We start from the raw sequence: 23,607 nt of genomic DNA on the forward strand, positions 1-23,607 counted from the left end.
AATAATTATGAAATATCATCAAATAAACAGCGCTCTTTTTGTAAAAAATCGCAGAAAGTTCATGGCTGAAATGAAACCTAATTCTGTTGCAGTATTCAACTCAAACGACATTTACCCAGTTAGTGCAGACAGTACTTTACCTTTTGCGCAACACAGAGATATTTTTTATCTAAGTGGTGTTGATCAAGAAGAAAGCGTTTTACTTTTGTTTCCAGATGCGCCTTATGAGCACCAAAGAGAAATTCTTTTCTTGAGAGAAACAAACGATCATATCGCAGTTTGGGAAGGTGAAAAATTGACTAAAGAACGTGCTTTTCAAGTTTCAGGAATTAGAACGGTTTATTGGTTACAGGATTTTCATAAAGTTTTGAACGAGATGATGACGTATGCCGATACGATGTACATTAATACAAACGAACATTATCGCGCAACTGTTGAAACAGAAACTCGTGAAGCTCGTTTTGTAAAATGGTGGAAAGAGCGTTATCCAGCACACAATGTTGCAAAAAGCAACCCAATTTTACAAAGACTTCGTTCTGTAAAAGAAAGCGAAGAAATCGATTTGATTCAGCACGCTTGCGATATTACAGAAAAAGGTTTCCGTAGATTATTAGGATTCGTAAAACCAAACGTTACAGAATACGAAATCGAAGCAGAATTAGCGCACGAATTCATCCGCAATCGTTCTAAAGGTTTTGCTTATACGCCAATTATTGCTTCTGGAAACAATGCAAATGTTTTACATTATATCGAAAACAACCAGCAATGTAAAGATGGAGATTTGATTTTGTTGGATGTTGCGGCTGAATATGCAAATTACTCAAGCGACATGACGAGAACAATTCCAGTTTCTGGACGTTTTACAGATCGTCAGAAAGCGGTTTATAATGCTGTTTTGAGAGTTAAAAACGAAGCAACAAAAATGCTTACACCTGGAACACTTTGGAAACAATACCATGTTGAAGTAGGTAAAATTATGACTTCTGAATTACTTGGTTTAGGCTTAATTGACAAAGCCGATGTTCAGAATGAAAATCCAGAATGGCCTGCTTACAAAAAATATTTCATGCACGGAACGTCTCACCACTTAGGTCTTGACACGCACGATTACGGATTGCTTCACGAACCAATGAAAGCAAATATGGTTTTCACGGTTGAGCCAGGAATTTACATTCCAGCTGAAAAATTCGGAATCCGTTTAGAAGACAACGTTGTGGTTCAGGAAAAAGGAGAACCTTTCAACTTAATGCGTAACATTCCTGTTGAAGCAGATGAGATTGAGACTTTGATGAATTCATAAATAAAAAAAGAGGCTGTCTAATATTTTTGGACAGCCTTTGTTTTATAAGTGTTTCTTTTTTAAGCCCCAGTGGGGCGAAATATTTATAGCCATTCAATCGTATTGATGTAAAAGAGCTCCAGCGGAGCGACACATAATGTAAAAAAAACATATGTCGCTCCGCTGGAGCTATTGTTTTGGCAATACATAAATTTCTATAAATATTTCGCTTCTCCGAAGCTGATCTTCCAAAACAAAAGAAACTAAAAATTCTCTAATCTTTGGGAAGTGACATCTAAAACCAATAAAAAAGCCCTTAATAAAATATTAAGGGCTTTTTAAATTATATAAATCGGTTAATTATCCGATTTTTGAGATTTGTACATCCAATTGGAATTTACCGTCAGCTTCATTTCCATTGATTAGATCAAAAAGCTCTAATGCTCTTCTTGCATTTTTCTCTTCTTCTCTTTGTTCTGCTACATACCACATCATGAAATCTTCTGTAGCGTAGTCATTTTCAGCTCTACATTTTGCAATCACTTTATTAATTGCCTGAGTAACTGCAATTTCGTTTTGCAAAGCAATTTCGAATACTTCTTTAAAAGAAGCAAATTCTTGCTGTACTTCTGGAACCGATGGCGTAATTGCAATCCCTCCCATATCTGTAATGAATTTGAAAATTTTTAGAAAATGCTCTCTTTCTTCTTCTGCTTGCTTATACAAATACGATGCTGTATTAGCATAACCATTTCTATCCAACCATGCAGCCATAGCTAAATATTTGTTCGAAGCGTCACTTTCTAATTTTGCTTGTAAATTCAATATATTTTCTACACCTTCAACTAATGAAGTACGTGTTCTTAGTAAATCTTTCATAACCTTTAATTTTTATACGTGTAAAATTACAAAAATTAAAGAAGCAGATCGTAACCCCTTGAAAATTTGGATTTAATCTAAGTAAGAATCTAAATAAGCTCGACGTTTACCATATTGCAAAGCAAAGAATGCAGGTTGAGGGTAAATTTTGTTCCGTTTAATAAATCCCTTAACTGCACTATTTCGCAGATAGTAAGATTTCTAGAAAAGTTTCTTTTGGTAGTTTCAATCAGCTGTGCATCTGAATGGTCAGATAAGTCATAAAGCATGTTAAGAATATCAACACTATTAACCTTTCTTTGAAAAATCAAAAAATCTTGAATCTTATAACTTGACACAGTATCAACAAAATTGATAATTATACTATTGGTCAAATCACATTGGTAACTGTATCCTTTTTCGGTCTCAAATAATACTTTGGTGGTCAAATCGCTAACTAATGACATTCTGATAAAATTATAACGATGCAAAAATATATAATTTAAGGCAAATAAACACGTAATTAAGACTAATTTAAAATAACAAAATCATTTAAAGTTCTTAAAAACAGCCGAAGTGCGTTAAACACTGTAACATTCGACAGTATTTTTTGTCTAATTTTAAAAACAAATACCTAAGAAATTATGCAGGCACACGAAATAGATTATCAGATTTTTGGTGAAGAAATGCAGTATGTGGAAATAGAATTGGATCCACAGGAAATTGTAATTGCCGAAGCAGGCAGTTTTATGATGATGGAAAACAATATCCAGATGGAAACTATATTTGGAGACGGTTCGCAACAACAAGGTTCGGGTTTGTTTGGCAAACTTTTAAATGCAGGCAAAAGAGTTCTTACTGGCGAAAGCTTGTTTATGACGGCATTTTTAAATCAAGGTAACACCAAAAGCAAAGTTTCATTTGCATCACCATATCCTGGAAAAATTCTTCCAATTGATTTAACCCAATTTCAAGGTAAATTTATCTGTCAAAAAAGTTCTTTTTTATGCGCTGCCAAAGGCGTTTCTGTCGGAATTGAATTTTCTCAGAAACTAGGTCGCGGCTTATTTGGCGGTGAAGGTTTTATCATGCAGAAAATTGAAGGAGACGGAATGGCATTTGTACATTCTGGAGGAACAATGGCTAAAAAAGAGTTAGCTCTTGGCGAAGTCTTAAAAGTAGATACGGGATGCATTATTGGTTTTACCAAAGATGTAGATTATGATATTGAATTTATTGGTGGCATTAAAAATTCCATTTTTGGAGGCGAAGGTTTATTTTATGCCACTTTAAAAGGTCCAGGAACAGTCTTTATACAATCGTTACCATTCTCAAGATTGGCTGACCGTATTATTGCATCGGCACCACGATCTGGCGGAAATAGTCGTGATGAAGGAAGCCTACTTGGCGGGCTAGGAAATCTTTTGGATGGTGATAACCGATTTTAATTTATAGAAATGGCTTTCAGAAATGGAAGCCATTTTTTATTATTTCACAAACTAAACAATGTTATAAATAATTTTATAACTCTTTTAAAGATTTCCCAATTAAATCAAGACATCATGATATTTTACTTCAGCTTTCTTAACTTTGTGCTTTCACAAAAAAAATGTTCATTTTGAAAACGATTTTATATAAAAATACTAAAATATCATACTCAGATTCTGGAATTGGAAACACAATAGTTTTACTTCACGGCTTTCTTGAAAACAAAAAAATGTGGTCAGAATATATCGATCTATTTTCAGAAAAATACCGCGTTGTAGCAATCGACTTATTAGGTCATGGTGAATCTGATTGCTTAGGATATGTCCATAAAATGGAAGACAATGCAGGTGCTGTAAATGAAGTTTTAGAGCATTTGAATATTGAAAAAGCTACAATTGTCGGGCATTCAATGGGAGGTTATGTTGGTTTGGCTTTCGCCGAATTATATCCAGAAAAAATTCAGAAATTAGTTTTACTAAACTCCACTTCAAAAGAAGACAGCGCGGAGAAAAAATTAAACAGAGCCCGAGCCATTAAAGCTGTAAAACAAAATTATGTCAATTTTGTAAGTTTAGCGATTGCAAATTTATTCAGTGAAAACAACAGAATTCGATTAGCAGAAGAAATCGAAAAAGTAAAAACGGAAGCTTTAAAAACGCCTTTGCAGGGAATTATCGCTTCTCAGGAAGGAATGAAAATTAGAAAAGACAGAGAAGAACTGGTTCGCAAAAATTTATTTCCGATTTTATTGATATTAGGAAAAAAAGATCCTGTTTTAAATTACGAAGAAAGTCTTTCACAAATCGAAGATACGACAGCAGAATTGGTTTCTTTTGAAGACGGGCATATGAGCCAAATTGAAAACAAAGAAGCTCTGAAAACTATTTTACTAGATTTCTTCGAATAAAAAAGAAACTATCAAAATCAAAAAAGGCCATTTCTAACCTAGGGTTGAAATAGCCTTTTTCTCATTCTTGGGGGCAAATATCGTTATAACTTTGAAGTAATGTCTTTCTTGTATTTAGATAAAGTCGCTCTTGTTAATCCAAGATTTGCTTTAGTAGAATCTACCGCCAAGTAGATAAAATATCTTCCATCTTCAGAAACATCAATAATATGAATCTGATCTGTAAGGGTAATTAAAATATCATTAATTTTTTGATTTAATCCTAAAGCTCTAAGTGCATTTAATTTAGCTTTTACAACTTCTAAATTATAAGCCGAAGCCAATTCTGGATCAAAATCAGATTTTACTGTTAGAGAGCAGTACGACATTCCTGTTTCAACTTCTGTAACCGAAACAGCGATAAATCCGTTAACATTCTCTTTTAAATCGTTTTGAAAATTTTGCAAAAAATCTGACATGTGTATTAAATTTTTGGTTTTAAATTAGTTGTTAAAAATAGAATCCATTTTTCTCAGCAATAGACCCATTTTACTTAAATCTTTAGAAAGCAACGCGATGCAATTATCATCTTGATTTTTGCTTGCTACAACAATTCCGTCGTTATTTTTTATCATAACTTGTTTAAGATCTCCATTATTAACGTCTTCAGACATTTCTAGGCACATCTTTAAAATCATTCCGATCATTGCTGCAACATTCCCGTCGTACTCTAAATTAACAGACTCATTCAAGATTCCATCAATATTAAAACTTAGTCCAGACTCTGCGCCAGTCTCTTCTACTAGTGTTTGTAAATCAATCATTTTCTTATTTGTCATGTTTTTGGAAGCGCCAAAGATATTTTAATATTGGCAATTGCGCGATAAACACTTGTTAAAAAAAGATGTAGTATAACGTACTGACGCACTTTTATTTATCACTTAATTAATCCTATTTTTTTGCAAAAAATCTGCAAAAAAAATTAACATAAAAAGCAAATAATACTAAAAACATAACAATTCACTTAACAAAACTCATTTCTAAAATTAACATTTGCAGATTATTGCATTTGACAAAAGTTTTTCTATAGCTTTGCAAAAAAATTTAACAAAATGAAAACTGTTGACGAATTACGTTTTGACTTAAATGTAAAATTGGAGAAGTTTAGAAGATTTCGTATTGAAAACGGACACATTAACAACTCTACTTCTGGAGAAAAATCTAAAAAAGGTTTTTTCAAGAAAATATTCAGCTAAAAGCATCTAAAAAATTGCCGAATTTATCAGATAACCTTTCTGCATAAGTTCGGCTTTTTCATTGATTACATGCAACTTACCATCACTTAATATTCTTAAATCTGTTGCAATTTCTACAACATTTCTATAATTGTGATCTGTAACAATTATTCCTTTTTCTTGAGAATTTTCTTTAATTAATAAAGCGACATTATCTGCCATTTTAGGCGATAAACCGCTAAACGGCTCATCTAATAATGTAAATTTTGATTGATTAGAAAGTATCAATTTAACCTGAAGATATCGCAATTCTCCAAAAGACAAATCCCTAATTTTTTGATTTAAAAGAGATTTTAAAAAATCATCTTCACAAACGAAACGTGCTTTTTGTTTATCGACAGATAACAAAATGGTTTGCAAAACCGAAAAATGATTTGGAATAAATTGGTTTTGATGCAGATAACCAATTTCATTTAACAAAGTAGAGTCGTTATTTTTTGAAATTCCGTTAACAAAAATACTTTTATTCAAAGCGGGCACTATTCCAAATATAATTTTTAACAATGTAGATTTTCCAGAGCCATTTCTACCAAACAAGCCCATTATTTGACCTGTTTCCAATTTCAAATAAATATCCGAAAGCAATAATTTATTATTAAAGCTTTTTTGAATTCCGCTTACTTCAAGGATATGTTTTTTCAAGCTATTTTGTGAATTAAAACCCAAATGGTCGCAGACAGAAATACAAAACCAAAATTTAGCAGAAAAGTACAAAACAAAAGCCTCCTTTTTGAAAGACCATTGTTCCTATAAAACAAATATTCGTTTTGGCGATATATTTCTTTAAATCCAATACTTGAAACAAAACCTAGTGTAGCTATCATCAATAAAAAATGATTAAATCCGCCAAAAAGAAATGCAATGGCAGAAACGGCTAAATTCACGATCAAAGTCGTCTTATAAAACTCAAATATGTTTCTAAATTTCCTGATAAGATCTTTTAGATTTTTTCCTCAAAAGGAATATTAATATCCAAAATCTCCACTAGCAAATTAGCAATTTCTTCCAAATAAGAATTCAAGATTTGAGGTGACACTATAACATCTAAATCCTTTTCTTCTTTAAAGCCAAAAGGCAAAAAACCCGATTTTAAATTTTTAAAGGATATAATTCCAACTTCTATCGGAAGTCCGCCTGCATGCTTTTCGAACATGAATGCATAAGCCAAAACCTGAATGATTTTATCATTTTTAAGCTCTTGTGTCAATCCATTCCAGGATTTCAACACAACATTAGACTTTTCTACTTTTCCGGTCTTATAATCGATAATTCGGATTTTCCCATCTCGACGTTCAATTCGATCGACATTTCCTTTAATCAAAACAGGAAATGGCAATTTTGGATGAACAAACTCGCGTTCAAAAGTCTGCTCTAAAGCAATTATCTGAATCGCTTCATCGTTTTTTACCGATTCTAATTCCATTCTCAAGAAATTAGCCACATTTCGTTTTGCGACTTCAAAAGCCAAAAGATTTCTCCCTTTCTTGATTTCACCTTCTTTGTAAACTAACTTAAACTGCTTGAGCACTTCATCATCCAGTAATTTAAAACAATTTAAAAGATCGTTCTCAGAAATAAATTTTCCAATAAAAGGTTCATAAAGTGTTTTTAATGTTTCATGAATAATTGTTCCTAAAGTATTCAAAGCAATATTTTCTTCCACTTCTTCCACCTCCCGAATTCTCAATATCTTCTGAAAATAAAACTCAATCGGATTTCGAATATAGCTAGTCAACGCTGAGGGCGAAAAACCATTTACAGCAATCTCCTTCAATCGCTCCATTACCAACTCAGACTTAGGGACAGAAATAGGCTCGTAAGCTGTATTTGGAAGATCAGGATTATAAATATCAAAAGTAATATTATGCTGCGGTTTCTTTTCGACTTCTAGTTGCGTAATAAAACGGCTTCGTTCTCCAGCATCCAATCCGTCATTTTCAGTATTATAAATCAAATAAATATTTTTAGCCCTCTGTAATAAGTGATAAAAATGATAAGTATAAATAGCATCCTTTTCCTTGAAAGTTGGAAGTCCAAGCTCTCTTTTTACATCATAAGGAATAAATGAATTCTGCGATTTTCCAGCTGGAAATTTACCTTCATTCATAGAAGTTATAATGACAGTATCGAAGTCCAAAACACGACTTTCCAAAACCCCCATGATCTGTAAACCTCGTAATGGCTCACCCTCAAAAGATACTTCCGCTAAATCTATAATCTGTTTGTAAATCGAATGCAGTGTATCTATATTATCGATATGATGATGTTTAGAATAATAATTTATAAGCTTATTAATTACCTTAAAAACACCATAAACAAAAGCCTTTGCAATTTTTTCCTCTTCATTATCATTGCTAAAATGATCTTTAATTGCGATCAACAAAGCCGAAATATTCTTTAAAACTGCAATTGAACCATTTTCCCATTTTTCAAATAGTAAATTAAAAAAACTAGAAGACTCAGGATGTAGTTCTAAAATTTTCTGATGCGTAATAAAAGTATAATTATTCTCTTTTATAATTCGTACCAATCTGTGTGAATTCGCATACGGCTCCACCAAAGGATGCGTCAAAATATCAAGCACGTCTTTATAATAAAAAACATAACTACCTCCTTTTCTGGAAAGTGCATTGGTGTGCATTTTAAACAATTTGGCAACAAATATCTGCGACGGATTATTTTTTCCAGAATATCCCATCGTAATATTTAATGCCCCAACAGATGAAGGAAGTGAGTATAAAACGGGAACCAATAAGTTTTCCTCACCTAGCACAACTGCAACTTTATCCAATGAAGCATCAGGATTTTGATCTATTAAATTTTCAATAATACTTCCTGCTAGTTTAGCCTGCCCAATTGTCTTTGGAGTTCCTATTATTTGAATGTTTTTTGACTGTGAAAAATCATCAACAATCCATTCAAAAATATTGGACTTATAATGTTTCCAACTTTCTTTAAATCTTCTTAAAAAAAGTCCCGCATCATGATATGGATCATTTAGAAAAGCCTGATCAGCATCCCAATAAATTCTAGCTTGATCCAAAGCAAGTAAATGCTGTACTATTTTTTCTTCGGCAGCATTCAAAGCATTGAATCCGGCAAAAATAAATGTGCGGTTTCCAATAGTATTCGAAAAATGATTAAGATTATTTACAGCTTCTCTATAAATCAAACCTTGGTATCCAATTGACTTAAAAAGCAAATGATTGTACAACGACTCATAATACAACGGGAGCAACTTCCAGAAATCTATGTAGTTTTCAAGAAGCTTTGTTTTTTGATCTACTTCCAACCCCCATCTTTTTATATCTTCAATATCTTTCAGATAAGACAGAACATGCGAAGGATCCAGAAGGTATCTGTCAATTTCATTAAAGTCCTGTAGGAGCGTTTTTGCCCAGTTTGCAAACAGCTCAAAAGATTGTTGTTGTTTTTGTTCTGTAATAGATAAATAAACTTCATAAAATTCAAACAAAAGCTCTATCGAATCAACAGAACGAATTGAAGCTACATCTTGAACAAAATCTTCTATACTTGTAATCTCTGGAGCAATAATAGTTTTTGAAGTCTCTTTTTTAAGAGCTTCGATCAAAAAAACTTTTGCCCTTTTATTAGGAAGTATTATTGTTATTTCAGAAAGTTTGTCTGCAAAGTCCTCAATTACAACAGAGGCAATTTTTTGAAGAAAAGAAGTATTTACCATAGGATAAAAATAAAAAAAGCCATTCAATTAAGAATGGCTTTTCCTGTTTATTTAGAAAACTAATTATAGTTTACCTTGGTATTTAGAACCAATGTGTCTAATTTCAGTTCTTCTGTTTTGTGCTTTACCTGCAGCAGTTTTGTTACTTGCAACTGGTTGGCTAAATCCAAATCCTTTAGACTCTAAGTTCTCTGGGTTAACACCTCTTTGAACTAATGCATCTAACACAGCTTTAGCTCTGTCTTCAGAAAGTTTTTGGTTGATTTTAGCAGAACCTGTACTATCTGTGTGTCCTTCGATAGAGAATTTCGCGTTTGGATAGTTTTTAAGGATTTCTTTAATAGCATCTAATCTAGCTTGAGTTTCTTTATCTCCAGTTTTGAAAGTAGCTTTTCCTGAGTTGAAGTATACCGCTCTAGCTTGAACTTTAAGATCTTCTAACGCCTCAGAAGTTACTTCTGGACATCCTCTATTACTAGCTGAACCAGCAACTGTAGGACAATCGTCATCTTTATCAGCTACACCGTCTTTATCAGCATCTAAGAATGGGCAACCACCGTTTTCTTTACTAGCCAGCAACTGTAGGACATTTGTCATCTTTATCAGCGATTCCGTCACCGTCAGTATCAGGACAACCTTTTAAAGCAGCTAAACCAGCAACATCTGGACAAGCGTCATCTTTATCAGCAATTCCGTCTCCGTCTGTATCAGGACATCCGTTTAATGCAGCTAAACCAAATACATCTGGACAAGCATCAGAAGCATCAACGATTCCGTCACCGTCAGTATCAGGACATCCGTTGAATTGTTTTAAACCAGCAACATCTGGACAAGCATCGTCTTTGTCATAGATTCCGTCTCCGTCAGTATCTTTACCTCCGAATTTGAAAATTAAACCTGCAGTGTGTTGGAAGTGAGATGGAGTATCAATTTCTCCATTGTAATCATTTCTTCCAGGATTATCTCCTGAACCTGAAGCAACAGCCCATTTATATCTTGTAGCAAGCTCAAGACCAATAGCATCTGTAAACCAGAAAGTGATTCCAGCACCTGGGTTAACAGTTCCAAAACTGTCATCTCCTAAGAAAGTATAACCTCCACCAATAGATAACGAAGGATCAACCACTTTAGATTTGATTAATTCTTGGAAGCTGTATTTGATAGTAGCATCAATTCCGTAGTACATTAAGTCACCAGGATTAGTTACAACGTTACCTCTTCCATCATGTCCTGGAGCAGTTGGTCTAAAATAAACAGCTTTATCAATTTTGTTTACAAATCCTTGTAAACCAACTGAGAAACCGTGCCCAACATATCTATTTACTCCAATGTAAGATAGAGAAGGAAGAATATTCCAGTTGTCTTTTACAGCGAATGGCTGAGAGAAGTGTTGGTCAAAGAAACCACTACCACCTCCTGAACTTGTTCTAGTATCCACAGCATTAACCCCGAAAGAGATCGCCCATGGATTGTTACTGTCTTGCGCGTGAGAACTTAAACCCATCGCCATCAATACAGCAACTAAAAGTTTGTTAAGATGTTTCATACTTAATTTTTTTAATTACAATTTAGTTAATTACAAGCAAAAGTAACACCAAATTTTTTAAATACAAAATGAAATGTTAAAAAAAACCTACAAAAATTTAACTGAAGTGGTAATTATATAACTTTTAACATTTTACCGACAACTGCGAAGGCATTTATGGCTTTATCTAAGTGCTCTTTTTCATGCGCTGCAGATAATTGTACTCGTATTCTTGCTTTGTCTTTTGGAACCACAGGGAAGAAAAATCCAATAACATATATTCCTTGTTTCAACAGTTCGTTTGCCATTGTTTGAGACAATTTTGCATCGTACAGCATAACTGGAACAATTGCAGAATCTCCATCAATAATATCAAAACCTGCTTTTTTCATACCTTCTTTAAAATAGTTGGTATTCCATTCTAGCTTATCACGAAGTGTAGTGTCTTTTTCTAACAACTCAAATACCTTTATAGAAGCCCCAACAATTGCAGGTGCTAATGAATTTGAAAACAAATAAGGTCTAGATCTCTGACGCAATAATTCGATTATTTCTTTTTTCGCAGTAGTATATCCTCCCATTGCTCCTCCTAAGGCTTTACCCAGAGTTCCCGTAATAATATCTACTCTTCCCATTACTCTCTTTGCCTCAAGAGTTCCTTTTCCTGTTGCTCCAATAAAACCAGCCGCGTGACATTCATCTACCATAACCATTGCATCATATTTATCAGCAAGGTCACAGATTTTATCAAGTGGCGCTACAAGACCATCCATAGAAAAAACTCCATCAGTAACAATTAATTTAAAACGAGCTCCCGCTTCATTTGCTTTTATTAATTGCTGCTCCAAATCTTCCATGTTATTATTTTCATAACGATAGCGAGCTGCTTTACACAAACGAACACCATCTATAATAGAAGCGTGATTTAAGCTGTCTGAAATAATTGCGTCATTTTCTCCTAATAAAGGTTCGAACACCCCTCCATTTGCATCAAAAGCAGCTGCATACAAAATAGTATCTTCTGTACCATAAAAATCAGCAATTTTTTTCTCTAATGTTTTATGAATATCTTGTGTTCCACAAATGAAACGAACAGAAGACATTCCGAAACCATGTGTATCCATTGCATCTTTAGCAGCCTGTACAACTTCTGGATGAGAAGAAAGCCCTAAATAATTATTAGCACAAAAGTTCAACACTGTTTCACCTGTCGAAATTGTAATTTCTGCACCTTGAGGAGACGTTATAATACGTTCCTTTTTAAAAATTCCATTTTCCTCAATGGTCTGCAATTCCTTTTGCAGATGTTCTTTTATTTTACCGTACATTTTATATTTATTTAAAACGTTAAAAATTAACAGCTTAACAAAAATAAAGCTTCGTTTTTCTTTAACATCTGATTAATTTTTTCACAAATTTACCACTTCAATTTCGGTTCCTATATACACTAATGCCTTTTTTAGAACCGTGTATCCTAAATCTTCAATTGCATCTTGATACTCCTGAATTTGCTGCTGATATTTTGCATTAACAGCTCCAGTTTTATAATCCAATAAATAGGCTTGTTTATTTTCTAAAAACACAACTCTATCTGGCTTTAAAATCCTTCCTTCTTTCTGCACAATGGTCTGTTCATTCAGAACCCTATCTTTTCCATCAAAACAAATATTCAATTCGGGGTGATCGACAATTTCTTTTAGAGTTTTCAAAACCTGATCTACTTGGTCGTACGTTATCAAACCATTCTCGATAGATTTTGTTACGGCCAAATCAACATCTGATTTATCTTTCACATAAGCCAGAATCTCGTGAACAATATTCCCATATGAAATAGCTTCCTGCTGATGCGTTCCCCACATTAAAGCTTCGCGTTGCGCGATTTTAATATTTTTCGGATTTAAAACCTCTCTCACAATAGGAATCGACTTGACTGTATCTACCGTTTCTGTATTTTTTGACAATCTGGTTTTATTTCCAAACTCGTAATTCAATTTTTCTTCTTCATAAACCCCTTCATTGATCAAGAATTTAATAAAAAAAGAAGCCATATTATTCGGATATTCGCCATCGCTTTTAGCTTTTAACGATTGAGAAATCACATACAACTGTTCTTCAGCACGAGTTAACGCAACATATAGTACATTTATATTATCTAAAAGCTCTTCTTGTTTTTTCAAATTGAAAACTGCCGAAGCGCTTTCGCCAAAACCCTCAACAGCACTACTATTATCAACCAAAGCTTTTGGAACTCCCAAATCGATTTCTTCCGTATCTAACCACAATTTATCTTTTGGTTTTCTATTATAATCTTCATCTGCAAAAGGCATAATTACAACCGGAAACTCTAATCCTTTAGATTTATGAATGGTCATAATACGAACTGCATTATTTCCTTCTGGAGACGGGATACTAAATTTCTCGGAATTTTTATCCCAGAAAATCAAAAAGTCTGCAACTCCAGATTGATTTCGAATGTCTCTTTCTAAAACAATATCTAGAAAAAACTGTACATAAGCATTTCCTTCCGATGGAAGAATAAATTTAGAAATGATGATTTCTACCGCTTCATACAAAGATTTCTTTCGCACATCTTCAAATGAAAAAGAAACATCAAAAGTCATAAGCCATTCTTCAAATTCTTTTTCAAATCTTTGACTCATTCCCAATGCAATGAAATCATGCACAGGCATTGACAAATCTTTTGTCGAAGAAAGAAAATGCAAAAAGTTGGCTTTCGACTCTAAATCAGCACTATTGTTTAAATATCTCAAAAGATGAATTATCAAACGAACTTCTGATGCATTTTGAATCATTAATGTCTCTGAAGAAAGAAGCGGAACACCTTGTTCTGTCAAATAATTTGCGACCGCAATTCCTTGATCTCTTTTTCTGGTCAGGATTACAATATCTTTATATTCAAAACCTTGTTTAACAACTTCTCGAATTGTATTTAAAGTTGCCAAAACATACAAATCAGATTTCTCCAAAACCTCTTCTTCATCTACAGATTCATTTTTCTCAGCAATCGGAAGAAAAGAAATATTTACATAACCGCCTTTTTTTGAATTCGTATTTTGAAAACTGTGATTTTCATATAAATCCTTATAATCTTCATTTGTAAATTCAGCCGAAATCAATTTAAAAAAAGCATTATTGAATTCAATAACTTCACTATAGCTTCTATAGTTGGTATCTAAATGCTTTACTATTTTTTCATGATGAAAAAAAGCGACCTCTTCTTTACTTAATTCGATAAATTGTTCCGCTTTTCCTCCGCGCCAGCGATAAATAGACTGTTTCGGATCTCCAACAATCATCAAAGTTCCTTTATTTCCGTAATCATCTAGACCAGAAAGCGAATTATCAATAAGCGGAATCAAGTTCTGCCATTGCATTTCTGAAGTATCCTGAAATTCATCGATAAAGAAATTGCGATAGCGCTCACCCAAACGTTCATAGATAAAAGGCGCTGGCTGATTCTGAATTTCGCGATGAATGATCGCATTGAATTCTGAAATCGATAAGATATTTTGTTCTGACTGAATTTTTGCAAGCTCGTTACTCACAGTATTCAGCAAAGAAAGTGGAGTAATATTTTTTAGAAAAGCTTTATAGAAATCTCTCTTTTCAAAGTTTTGATAAACCTCTTTTAATATTTGAAGCAATTCTGGAATAATATTTTCAATTAACGCTCGGTCTTTTGCCGTTTTGTTAATTGCAATATCATCAAACTCATGAAAGGTTTTATTTTTTGGATTGAATTTTCCATCTCGAATACTTTGCAAATGATTTGGAAAAGTCCCTCTTGAAAATGATTTTGGATCAATTCCGTTTTTATCAATCAATTCAATTGCTTTCGTTGCAAGACCTTCATTTACATCTTCCAGATCTTTGCAGAGCCCTTGCATCTTCTTTTTAATCTCAACAAACTCTTCAATTGTTTTATCTTGAAAATGAAGAATCTCATTTCGATTGTTTTCATTCAAGACCAACCTTCCTGTTTCCAGAATTTCACGAGAAACATCCCAGCTTTTATCATCATCGGTTTTTTCCATTGTAAAATCGATGAGCAGTTTGGTCAATGTTTCGTCTTCTCCAGCTTGTGCGATAATCGCATCAACAGCTTCAACTAATAAGTTTTCGGTATCCAAAGTAACTTCAAAAGTCATCGGAAGATTCAAATCATGAGCAAAAGCACGAATAACTTTATGGGTAAATTTATCAATTGTAGAAATATCAAAAGCGGCATAATTATGAATTAAGTGCTTAATGATTTGCTGCGATTTGGTTTTAATTTTAATAATCGAAAGTCCAGTATCGCGCGATAAGTCTTCCATCAAATCGGCAGCTTTGGGAGACGGGTCGTCTTTTGCAAATTCAGAGAGATTTCCAACAATACGGCTTTTCATTTCATGAACCGCTTTGTTGGTAAAAGTAATGGCTAAAATATTTCGGTACGCATCGTTTTTTGGAGAAGAAAGAATAATCTTTAAATATTCTTTTACCAAAGTATACGTCTTTCCTGATCCCGCAGAAGCATCATAAATGGAAAAAGACGGACTTTGCATAAGTTTAGTTTTAGTATTGTAAAAATAGCACAATTAAATATTAAATCCCAATAATGAAAAATTCCAAATTCCAATTTTTGAAGCACTAATTGCGAACAAAAATTGGAATTTGGAATTTTTTATATTGTATTTTTAAAAATAATTAGTGTTTTGGAAACGCTCTTTTATTGAAAACCAAAAGTATACCTACACCTGTAGAAATTGCCACATCGGCTACATTAAAAATCGCATTAAAGAAAGCAAAATGTTTTCCGCCAAATATTGGAAGCCAACTCGGAAGTTCTCCTTCCCAAATTGGAAAGTAAAACATATCTACAACCAGACCGTGAAACCATGTTCCGTATGGAACTGGAGAAAAAATAGTCGCTAAGTTATGTGTACTATCATCAAAAATAACCCCGTAGAAAACAGAATCGATAATGTTTCCTGCCGCTCCAGCAAAGATTAATGCAATAGCTGCTATTAAGTAATTTGAATGACGCTTTTTTACTGAATCAGAAAGCCACCAGCCAATTCCAACGACAGCAAAGATTCTGAAAACCGTCAAAATTAGTTTTCCGTATTCTCCTGGTATTTTTGTTCCCCAAGCCATTCCTTCATTTTCAATAAAATGAATTTTGAACCACTCAGCGCCCATCACTTTTACTTCTTCGCCTAAAACGAAATTTGTTTTGACATAAATTTTAGAAAGCTGATCAACAATTAAAACTAAGAATATAAGGAAATACGCTTTTCGTAATGACATTTTATTATTTTTTGATGGGCAAAAATAGCAATTTAATCAAAAAAAACGCTCCTAAAGGAGCGTTAATTCTTTTCTAACAAACTAAACAAGTTTATCTGCTAATCTAAACCTAGTAAAGTTTACTTCTTTACAGCAGCTTTTGCTGGCGTTTTTGGGCTGTCGGAGAAAAATTCTGAAATAGACTTGAATATTCCCTTGCTTTCTTTTCCGGCCGCCAATTTCTTAGCTTCTCCCTTTTTTACATCAGCTTTAAACTTAACACGCAGTTTTTCAAATTCCTTCATTCTGCGCTCTACATCAGAGTTTACTTCCTTGAATTTCAATACTTTAGTCATAATGTAAGTTTTTTGTAGTAAATAATTTAAATTATTACTGATTTGGTACTACAATGATACATAATTTAATTTATATTTGTTAACAAAAATTAACACTTGTTTAGCATAACTTGAGTTAATTTTTGAAAACGGATACCAACACAAACTAAATTTAACATTCCTCCAAAAATCCTACAAAATCATGAATGAAATCACAACTACACTAAACGACTTTCTTGTTAGCACAAAATCTACTGCTGCATTAATTTTAAATGGAAAAGGAAAACTTATCACTTCCTTAAATCTTGATTACGGCGACAGTATTGCCGCAATGAGTGCAGCTATTTTATCTATGAGCGAAAAATTCTTAATCGATTTGGAAAAAGGCTCCTTAAAACAACTATACCTAAAAAGTGCCGAAGGCGTTATTGTTGGAAACAAAATAAGCGGCTCTAATTTTATCGTTGCTTTTTCTAAAGAAGGAAGCAACTTAGCATTATTAATGCGCTCTACTGAAGAAGTTTCTGCAGAATTAAGCAAAAATTCACTATTGAAATAACATAAAATTCTATTAACAAATAACCCAAATGAACTATGAGCAATGATTTTTTAAACGTGTTTTTGAACGAAATGAAAAGCAACGTAAACGGCTTTATCGCTGTAGCAGTAACAGAAATTGAATCTGGATTAAGCTTTGGAAATTTAACTGTCGATCCAAGTTTTGATCCTGAACTTGCAGCAGCCTATAACTTAGAAGTTGTAAAAGCTAAATTGAGCGCTGTAAAAGCACTAAACCTAAACCAGGACATCGAAGATATTTTGATTACTCTTTCTAATCAAATTCACATTATCGATATTTCTCCAAACAAAAAATTCATGATCTATCTTGCTGCTGATGCTTCAAAAGCGAATTTAGGCATGACAAGAGCTATTTTAAGAAAACACAAAGCTGATGTTGAAAAAAATCTAGCATAACTTTCTTAAACATATACACTGAAAAAACCGTCCTTAAAGGCGGTTTTTTTTATTTAAAAAGCAGACGAAAAACCAAAAAGAATCCAAACAAAATAGTTCTTACAAAAACGAACACCTTCTCTTTGAAATTATTTTGAATAATTATAAATAATTTCTTTCAAAGAACAAACTAAGCAGCAAACACACTCATAGCTAAATGTTAAACAAAAAAAAGCACCCCTAAAAGGAGCGCTTTTTCTCTTACGTAGTTGTACGCAATCTTATCTTTGCAAGTTTTTAGCTTCGATACTCATTGTTGCATGAGGAACGATTTTAAGCCTTTCTTTGCTAATTAATTTACCTGTTACTTTGCAGATACCGTAAGTTTTGTTTTCTACACGGAATAAAGCATTTTTTAAGTCACGAATGAATTTCTCTTGTCTGATAGCCAACTGAGAGTTTGCTTCTTTAGACATGGTCTCACTTCCTTCTTCAAAAGCTTTAAAAGTTGGAGAAGTATCGTCAGTACCGTTATTCAAATCGTTCATATAGGCACTTTTGATCAAATCAAGATCTTCTTGTGCTTTTTTAATTTTTGCTTGGATTATTTCTTTGAACTCTGCTAAATCTGCATCAGAGTATCTTGTAATTTCATCTATCATTTTCTAACTATTTTGAAATTAATATAATGGTTCTAATATCATCAAACTCAATTTCTGTGCCGTTTTCTAAAGCGTCCACAAAAACCAGTTCGTCTGTTAATGTTTCAGACTTAATATAGTCTTCGTTTTTTGAAACCGCATCTTCTAAAATACCGTTTCTTTTTATTTGTACTTTAATCTTATCCGTAACCTCAAATCCTGAGTCTTTACGAATGTTTTGTATTCTATTTACTAACTCTCTAGCGATACCTTCATTTTTTAATTCTTCGGTAAGAGTAATATCAAGCGCAACTGTTATTCCGTTTGAATTAGCAACTAACCATCCTTCGATATCTTGTGATGTAATTTCCACATCTTCTAATGATAAAGTTACACTATTTCCTGCAATAACAACATCTAGCGTTCCTTGCTTGTCCAGCTGATTGATCTGATCTGCAGAAAAACCTTGTATCTCCTTAGAAATCAAGCCCATGTCTTTACCAAAACGTGGTCCAAGAGCTTTAAAATTAGGCTTAATTTGCTTAACCAAAATACCAGAAGCATCGTCTAAAAGTTCGATTTCTTTAACATTTACCTCAGCTTTTACAAGGTCAGAAATTGCTTCAATTTCAGCACGCTGATTCTCGTCAAGTACTGGAATCATTACCTTTTGCAAAGGTTGGCGAACTTTAATCATCTCTTTTTTACGTAGTGACAATACCAAAGATGAGATCGTTTGCGCCTTCTGCATTTTGCTTTCCAACGTTTTATTAACAAAGTTTTCGACAAATTTTGGGAATTCAGCCAAGTGAACACTAGCAAAATCCTCGGTTCCCGTCGAAGTTGTTAAATCACGGTATAATTTATCCATAAAAAATGGAGCTACTGGAGCGCTTAGTTTACTGATTGTAAGCAAACAAGTATAAAGCGTTTGGTAGGCTGCAATTTTATCTTTTGCATATTCTCCTTTCCAGAAACGACGACGGCATAAACGAACGTACCAGTTACTTAAGTTTTCCTGAACGAAGTCAGAAATTGCTCTTGTCGCTTTTGTTGGCTCGTAATCTTCGTAGCATTCGTCTACAAATTTGATTAATGAATGTAATTCAGAAATAATCCATTGATCGATTTCTGGTCTTTCGTTTAACGGAATTTCGGCTTCTTCATATTTAAATCCGTCGATGTTTGCATATAACGAGAAGAATGAATAGGTATTGTAAAGTGTTCCGAAGAATTTACGTTTAACCTCAGCAATTCCTTCAAGGTCAAACTTCAAGTTATCCCAAGGATTTGCATTCATAATCATATACCAGCGTGTAGCATCTGGACCGTTTTCTGCAATGGTTTTAAATGGGTCTATAGTATTTCCTTTACTCTTAGACATTTTAATTCCATTCTTATCCAAAACCAAACCGTTTGAAACTACATTTTTGTAGGCTATTTTATCAAAAACCAAAGTTCCGATTGCATGCAAAGTATAAAACCATCCACGAGTCTGATCTACTCCTTCCGCAATGAAATTTGCTGGAAAATCTTTGTTGCCATCAATTTTTTCTTTGTTTTCAAAAGGATAATGCCATTGCGCATACGGCATTGCTCCAGAATCGAACCAAACGTCGATTAGATCACTTTCGCGCTTCATTGGTTTTCCAGAAGCTGAAACTAAAGTAAGCCCATCAACAACATTTTTGTGTAAATCGATTAAATCATAATTTGACTCAGACATGTTTCCGATTTCAAATCCTTTAAACGGATTTTCTTTTTGGAAACCTGCTTCGATTGATTTTTCGATTGCATTGTACAATTCTTCAACAGAACCGATAATAACTTCTTCTGTTTTATCTTCTGTTCTCCAAATTGGCAACGGAATTCCCCAATATCTAGAACGAGATAAGTTCCAATCGTTGGCATTTTTAAGCCAATTTCCAAAACGTCCTTCACCAGTAGATTTAGGTTTCCAATTGATAGTTTCGTTCAGGTCGAACATTCTATCTTTCACATCGGTTACTTTGATGAACCATGAATCTAGAGGATAGTATAATAACGGCTCGTCTGTTCTCCAGCTGTGTGGATAACTGTGCACGTATTTTTCAACTTTAAAAGCTTTGTTTTCTTCTTTTAAACGAATAGCGATTTCAACATCTACAGATTTCTCTGGAGCTTGTCCTGCATCGTAATATTCATTTTTAACATATTTACCAGCCAAATCACCTACATGAGAAGTAAATCTTCCTTGTAAATCTACTAATGGAACTGGAGTTCCGTTTTCGTCTAAAACCAACATTGGCGGAACTTCTGGTTTTGCTTCTTTTGCTACTTTAGCATCATCTGCACCAAAAGTTGGAGCTGTATGCACAATTCCGGTTCCATCTTCAGTTGTAACGAAATCTCCAGCAATTACTCTAAATGCGTTTTCAGCATTTTCATAAGGCAATACGTAAGGCAATAATTGTTCGTAACGGATTTCTACTAAATCTGCTCCTTTTGCTTCTGCTAAAATTTTGTACGGCAATTTTTTGTCACCGTTTTTCACATTGTCAAAATCAGCGTCATCTTCACTTAAGAAAAACCCTTTCCCGAATTGTTTTCCAACTAAGTTTTTAGCTAAAATAACATTGATTGGCTCAAAAGTATATTGATTGAATGTTTTTACTAAAACATAATCGATTTTTGGCCCAACTGTCAACGCTGTATTTGATGGAAGTGTCCAAGGAGTTGTCGTCCAAGCTAAAATGTGAATATCTCCAAAACCTTGCAAGAATGAAGGTAATGTTTCTGGCAATGTTTTAAACTGCGCTACAATTGTAGTATCAGTAACATCACGGTAAGCTCCTGGCTGGTTTACCTCGTGAGAAGACAATCCTGTTCCTGCTTTTGGAGAATACGGCTGAATTGTGTATCCTTTGTACAACAAACCTTTATCGTAGATTTGTTTCAAAAGCCACCAAACCGACTCCATATATTTTGGTTTATAAGTCACATACGGATCTTCCATATCAACCCAATACCCCATTTTTTCAGTCAAATCATTCCATACGTCTGTATAACGCATAACGGTTTTTTTACACGCTTCGTTATATTCTTCGATCGAAATGGTTTTACCAATATCTTCTTTTGTAATTCCTAATTCTTTTTCGGTACCCAATTCAACAGGCAAACCGTGAGTATCCCATCCAGCTTTTCTTTTTACTTGAAAACCTTTTTGAGTTTTATATCTGCAAAAAATATCTTTAATCGCACGTGCCATTACGTGGTGAATACCAGGCAATCCGTTTGCTGAAGGCGAACCTTCAAAAAATACGAAAGGCTCAGCACCTTCGCGAGTTGTTACACTCTTTTCAAATATATTTTCTTTCTTCCAAAAATCAAGAACTTCAGACGCTACAGTTGGCAAGTCAAGTCCTTTGTATTCAGTAAATTTTGTACTCATTTTATCCTTTTCTTAAACGAGGTGCGAAAGTAGTAAATTTAAGTCAGAAGTAGAATATCTAAAGCCAAAAGTTGGCACTTTTAAGACAATTTTTAAGAGTAAAAAAGAAATCATTATCAAAATAAGAAATTAAGAGCTCTTTTTTTCAAAAATTCTTAATTCAAATACGCATTTATAAAAGATTAACAGCATTACAGTTTACAGTGATGATTTTTTGTTAAATTTTAACATATCGAAATCTATTATTAGGAATTGTAAGATTAATAATTGTAGTTTTATACCCAACTTTAAAAAATGTGTATGAGAACAAAATTACTTATCTTATGCTTACTTACAGTAAGTTTTGCAAAAAGCCAGAATCTTCTACAAAACGGTAGTTTTGAACAATTTACCGCTAATGCTCCTGATTCATGGACTTTTATTTACGGAGCTACATCAAAAGAAGAAACAATTAAAAATGGTGGATCTTCAAGCTTAAAGGGTTTACCAGTATCAGACTTAGAAAATGGTCTGATGCCAACTTTACAATTCAAACAAGAGTTTACTTTATCAGATCTTGACGAATACACTTTAAAGTTTGACTATTATATTCCAAATGATGTTCCTTCTTTCATGAACATTAGCAATCTATCTTATGAAATCATAAAAGTAACTTCAGGAGGAGCCTCTTTTATTGCTCAACCCGATTTTCTTACTAGAGAATTTGGCGTTTGGAAGACAGTAACTTTTGACTTTAAAATAACAGCATTTTTAGCACCAACAACATCAGTAACAATGGCTGCTTTTTTACAGCTGGATGTCAATTTGATGCTGCCTGCAATCTATTTTGACAATGTTAGCATCGTTAAAAAATCTTCTTTAGGCACTGTTGATTTTAATAAAAAAAACAACCCTATTGCATCTATGTCTAAAGATGAAATAAAATTAAACAGTGATTTTAAAAATTCTTCTTATGTAATTTACTCTATAGATGGTAAAGCAGTAAAAAGAGTCAACAATAACTCATCTGAAACTATTGCAATTTCTGGATTACCAAACGGAGTTTATTTATTAAAATTAAACGACTTAGGCACTTCAGTTAAGTTCATCAAATAATAAGGTTAAGCAACCTCAAACAAAAAAGGATTGAGTTAAACTTGATCCTTTTTTGTTTTTATACAATTTAAAGAAAATATACTCTCACGAAAAAACCTCTTTTAAAATATCCAAAGATTTGGGCCTTTTAAAACCTTCCAAGTGCAGACTGTAATAATCGATTAGAATTTTTAGGAGAATCTGCCTTTCTAAAACATGAAAGACTTTTTGATCGTTATCGAATTTTAATTCCAATAACTTTTTAAACAAGTTGGTCTCGTGTTCTGAAAGCAAATTTCCATTTTGAAAAAGTGTAAAGACACCTTCATTCATTTCAAAAAAAGGCAAATCAATTTCAGAAATATCAGGATAAAAACCGAGATATTTTGTGATTTCTAAAAGGAGAATTAAATGAAAATTAGAAATCTCATCATGATGATCCAGCCACGTCAGCGCAGCTTCTAAAAAAAGGAAAAGCTGTTCGTTTTTCTCTTCTTCTTGAATAGAATAATGAAGCATTTCAGACAAAAACATCACCATGGTACTTTTGACAATATCAGTATGGATAGTCTGAAACGGAACAGCACTTTTTATTTCTTTAAAATTCTCTAAAGTTCCTTTATTCTTATGCACAGCTTCAATTTCTAAAATAGAAAATGGTTGAAAATAAGCAATTTTCTGACTTGCTTTCCTACTCGAAAAAGCGTCACGCACAAAATAAGATTTCAGTCCGCTAGAAAGTGTAAAGCATTTTACAATCAAGCTTTTCTCCTGAAATTTTAAAGATGAAATTACTATGGCTTTTGTTTTGACTAGCACAAATTTTTGTTTTTTTTTGTTTCAATTT

20 protein-coding genes and 1 pseudogene are annotated in these 23,607 nt (G+C 33.3%); 7 read left to right on the forward strand and 14 right to left on the reverse strand.

Annotated elements, in window-relative coordinates; genetic code table 11:
• Positions 1-7 precede the first annotated feature (7 nt).
• Positions 8-1,300 (forward strand): aminopeptidase P family protein, encoded by a 1,293-nt coding sequence (locus tag ACPWTF_RS10995; protein WP_250834926.1) that lies wholly within the window; start codon positions 8-10, stop codon positions 1,298-1,300.
• Between the two features lie 339 nt (positions 1,301-1,639).
• On the opposite strand, the gene ACPWTF_RS11000 is transcribed toward ACPWTF_RS10995, so the two are convergent.
• On the reverse strand, positions 1,640-2,158 hold the full coding sequence (locus tag ACPWTF_RS11000) for a ferritin (protein ID WP_095928386.1): 519 nt from the start codon (positions 2,156-2,158) through the stop codon (positions 1,640-1,642).
• Positions 2,159-2,247: 89 nt separating this feature from the next.
• Positions 2,248-2,604 (reverse strand): hypothetical protein, encoded by a 357-nt coding sequence (locus ACPWTF_RS11005; protein WP_427875459.1) that lies wholly within the window; start codon positions 2,602-2,604, stop codon positions 2,248-2,250.
• A gap of 177 nt (positions 2,605-2,781) precedes the next feature.
• On the opposite strand from ACPWTF_RS11005, the gene ACPWTF_RS11010 reads away from it, so the two are divergent.
• Together ACPWTF_RS11010 and ACPWTF_RS11015 are read left to right on the forward strand one after the other, a co-directional pair.
• Positions 2,782-3,585 (forward strand): TIGR00266 family protein, encoded by an 804-nt coding sequence (locus tag ACPWTF_RS11010; RefSeq protein WP_427875461.1) that lies wholly within the window; start codon positions 2,782-2,784, stop codon positions 3,583-3,585.
• 170 nt (positions 3,586-3,755) lie between these two features.
• Positions 3,756-4,532: an alpha/beta fold hydrolase gene (locus ACPWTF_RS11015; protein ID WP_427875462.1), complete on the forward strand. Its 777-nt coding sequence runs from the start codon at positions 3,756-3,758 to the stop codon at positions 4,530-4,532.
• 83 nt (positions 4,533-4,615) lie between these two features.
• On the opposite strand, the gene ACPWTF_RS11020 is transcribed toward ACPWTF_RS11015, so the two are convergent.
• Entirely contained in the window at positions 4,616-4,990 is a 375-nt protein-coding gene (locus ACPWTF_RS11020; RefSeq protein ID WP_095928390.1) for a hypothetical protein, read from the reverse strand.
• Positions 4,991-5,014: 24 nt separating this feature from the next.
• Positions 5,015-5,350, reverse strand: coding sequence for a hypothetical protein (locus ACPWTF_RS11025; RefSeq protein WP_250834922.1), 336 nt, complete (start codon positions 5,348-5,350; stop codon positions 5,015-5,017).
• A 273-nt stretch (positions 5,351-5,623) separates the two neighbouring features.
• On the opposite strand from ACPWTF_RS11025, the gene ACPWTF_RS11030 reads away from it, so the two are divergent.
• A complete protein-coding gene (locus ACPWTF_RS11030) occupies positions 5,624-5,767 on the forward strand; it encodes a hypothetical protein (RefSeq protein ID WP_248728558.1) in 144 nt (47 codons plus the stop codon).
• 6 nt (positions 5,768-5,773) lie between these two features.
• On the opposite strand, the gene ACPWTF_RS11035 is transcribed toward ACPWTF_RS11030, so the two are convergent.
• The 7 genes and pseudogenes from ACPWTF_RS11035 to ACPWTF_RS11065 all read right to left on the reverse strand — a co-directional run bounded on the left by ACPWTF_RS11035 (position 5,774) and on the right by ACPWTF_RS11065 (position 16,682).
• Positions 5,774-6,448, reverse strand: coding sequence for an ATP-binding cassette domain-containing protein (locus ACPWTF_RS11035; RefSeq protein WP_427875463.1), 675 nt, complete (start codon positions 6,446-6,448; stop codon positions 5,774-5,776).
• 298 nt (positions 6,449-6,746) lie between these two features.
• Positions 6,747-9,509, reverse strand: coding sequence for a PD-(D/E)XK nuclease family protein (locus ACPWTF_RS11040; protein ID WP_427875464.1), 2,763 nt, complete (start codon positions 9,507-9,509; stop codon positions 6,747-6,749).
• A gap of 63 nt (positions 9,510-9,572) precedes the next feature.
• A pseudogene (locus ACPWTF_RS11045) lies at positions 9,573-11,055 on the reverse strand (OmpA family protein).
• Between the two features lie 113 nt (positions 11,056-11,168).
• The gene (gene kbl, locus ACPWTF_RS11050; RefSeq protein ID WP_427875465.1) at positions 11,169-12,362 is read right to left on the reverse strand and encodes a glycine C-acetyltransferase; all 1,194 of its coding nucleotides are present in this window, start codon (positions 12,360-12,362) and stop codon (positions 11,169-11,171) included.
• An 81-nt stretch (positions 12,363-12,443) separates the two neighbouring features.
• Complete coding sequence (locus ACPWTF_RS11055) at positions 12,444-15,602, reverse strand: UvrD-helicase domain-containing protein (protein WP_427875466.1); 3,159 nt, start codon at positions 15,600-15,602, stop codon at positions 12,444-12,446.
• Positions 15,603-15,744: 142 nt separating this feature from the next.
• A complete protein-coding gene (locus ACPWTF_RS11060) occupies positions 15,745-16,347 on the reverse strand; it encodes a lipoprotein signal peptidase (protein WP_427875467.1) in 603 nt (200 codons plus the stop codon).
• A 119-nt stretch (positions 16,348-16,466) separates the two neighbouring features.
• The gene (locus tag ACPWTF_RS11065; RefSeq protein ID WP_427875469.1) at positions 16,467-16,682 is read right to left on the reverse strand and encodes a hypothetical protein; all 216 of its coding nucleotides are present in this window, start codon (positions 16,680-16,682) and stop codon (positions 16,467-16,469) included.
• Between the two features lie 181 nt (positions 16,683-16,863).
• Between ACPWTF_RS11065 and ACPWTF_RS11070 the strand changes: the two genes are divergently transcribed.
• Both ACPWTF_RS11070 and ACPWTF_RS11075 read left to right on the forward strand, forming a co-directional pair.
• A complete protein-coding gene (locus tag ACPWTF_RS11070) occupies positions 16,864-17,220 on the forward strand; it encodes a roadblock/LC7 domain-containing protein (RefSeq protein ID WP_091494460.1) in 357 nt (118 codons plus the stop codon).
• Between the two features lie 35 nt (positions 17,221-17,255).
• Positions 17,256-17,636 carry a hypothetical protein gene (locus tag ACPWTF_RS11075; protein ID WP_250834915.1) on the forward strand — a complete coding sequence of 127 codons (381 nt, stop codon included), beginning with the start codon at positions 17,256-17,258 and terminating at the stop codon, positions 17,634-17,636.
• A gap of 260 nt (positions 17,637-17,896) precedes the next feature.
• On the opposite strand, the gene ACPWTF_RS11080 is transcribed toward ACPWTF_RS11075, so the two are convergent.
• Both ACPWTF_RS11080 and ileS read right to left on the reverse strand, forming a co-directional pair.
• Entirely contained in the window at positions 17,897-18,277 is a 381-nt protein-coding gene (locus ACPWTF_RS11080) for a TraR/DksA family transcriptional regulator (protein WP_012022792.1), read from the reverse strand.
• A 7-nt stretch (positions 18,278-18,284) separates the two neighbouring features.
• Positions 18,285-21,686 carry an isoleucine--tRNA ligase gene (gene ileS, locus ACPWTF_RS11085; RefSeq protein WP_427875471.1) on the reverse strand — a complete coding sequence of 1,134 codons (3,402 nt, stop codon included), beginning with the start codon at positions 21,684-21,686 and terminating at the stop codon, positions 18,285-18,287.
• A gap of 300 nt (positions 21,687-21,986) precedes the next feature.
• Between ileS and ACPWTF_RS11090 the strand changes: the two genes are divergently transcribed.
• Positions 21,987-22,781, forward strand: coding sequence for a T9SS type A sorting domain-containing protein (locus ACPWTF_RS11090; RefSeq protein ID WP_427875472.1), 795 nt, complete (start codon positions 21,987-21,989; stop codon positions 22,779-22,781).
• Between the two features lie 84 nt (positions 22,782-22,865).
• Here ACPWTF_RS11090 and recO read toward each other — a convergent pair whose 3' ends face one another.
• The gene (gene recO, locus ACPWTF_RS11095; protein WP_427875473.1) at positions 22,866-23,579 is read right to left on the reverse strand and encodes a DNA repair protein RecO; all 714 of its coding nucleotides are present in this window, start codon (positions 23,577-23,579) and stop codon (positions 22,866-22,868) included.
• Positions 23,580-23,607 lie beyond the last annotated feature (28 nt).

Origin of the sequence: Flavobacterium sp. MMS24-S5, assembly GCF_050320125.1 — a bacterium.
GTDB classification, from domain to species: Bacteria; Bacteroidota; Bacteroidia; order Flavobacteriales; family Flavobacteriaceae; genus Flavobacterium; species Flavobacterium tyrosinilyticum.

Coding starts and splice junctions, on each gene's coding strand:
- ACPWTF_RS11080 (WP_012022792.1), bottom strand. CDS start 18,277: ATGATAGATGAAATTACAAGATACTCTGATGCAGATTTAGCAGAGTTC.
- ACPWTF_RS10995 (WP_250834926.1), top strand. CDS start 8: ATGAAATATCATCAAATAAACAGCGCTCTTTTTGTAAAAAATCGCAGA.
- kbl (WP_427875465.1), bottom strand. CDS start 12,362: ATGTACGGTAAAATAAAAGAACATCTGCAAAAGGAATTGCAGACCATT.
- ACPWTF_RS11040 (WP_427875464.1), bottom strand. CDS start 9,509: ATGGTAAATACTTCTTTTCTTCAAAAAATTGCCTCTGTTGTAATTGAG.
- ACPWTF_RS11030 (WP_248728558.1), top strand. CDS start 5,624: ATGAAAACTGTTGACGAATTACGTTTTGACTTAAATGTAAAATTGGAG.
- ACPWTF_RS11070 (WP_091494460.1), top strand. CDS start 16,864: ATGAATGAAATCACAACTACACTAAACGACTTTCTTGTTAGCACAAAA.
- ACPWTF_RS11025 (WP_250834922.1), bottom strand. CDS start 5,350: ATGACAAATAAGAAAATGATTGATTTACAAACACTAGTAGAAGAGACT.
- ACPWTF_RS11020 (WP_095928390.1), bottom strand. CDS start 4,990: ATGTCAGATTTTTTGCAAAATTTTCAAAACGATTTAAAAGAGAATGTT.
- ileS (WP_427875471.1), bottom strand. CDS start 21,686: ATGAGTACAAAATTTACTGAATACAAAGGACTTGACTTGCCAACTGTA.
- ACPWTF_RS11010 (WP_427875461.1), top strand. CDS start 2,782: ATGCAGGCACACGAAATAGATTATCAGATTTTTGGTGAAGAAATGCAG.
- ACPWTF_RS11075 (WP_250834915.1), top strand. CDS start 17,256: ATGAGCAATGATTTTTTAAACGTGTTTTTGAACGAAATGAAAAGCAAC.
- ACPWTF_RS11000 (WP_095928386.1), bottom strand. CDS start 2,158: ATGAAAGATTTACTAAGAACACGTACTTCATTAGTTGAAGGTGTAGAA.
- ACPWTF_RS11055 (WP_427875466.1), bottom strand. CDS start 15,602: ATGCAAAGTCCGTCTTTTTCCATTTATGATGCTTCTGCGGGATCAGGA.
- ACPWTF_RS11060 (WP_427875467.1), bottom strand. CDS start 16,347: ATGTCATTACGAAAAGCGTATTTCCTTATATTCTTAGTTTTAATTGTT.
- ACPWTF_RS11005 (WP_427875459.1), bottom strand. CDS start 2,604: ATGTCATTAGTTAGCGATTTGACCACCAAAGTATTATTTGAGACCGAA.
- ACPWTF_RS11065 (WP_427875469.1), bottom strand. CDS start 16,682: ATGACTAAAGTATTGAAATTCAAGGAAGTAAACTCTGATGTAGAGCGC.
- ACPWTF_RS11090 (WP_427875472.1), top strand. CDS start 21,987: ATGAGAACAAAATTACTTATCTTATGCTTACTTACAGTAAGTTTTGCA.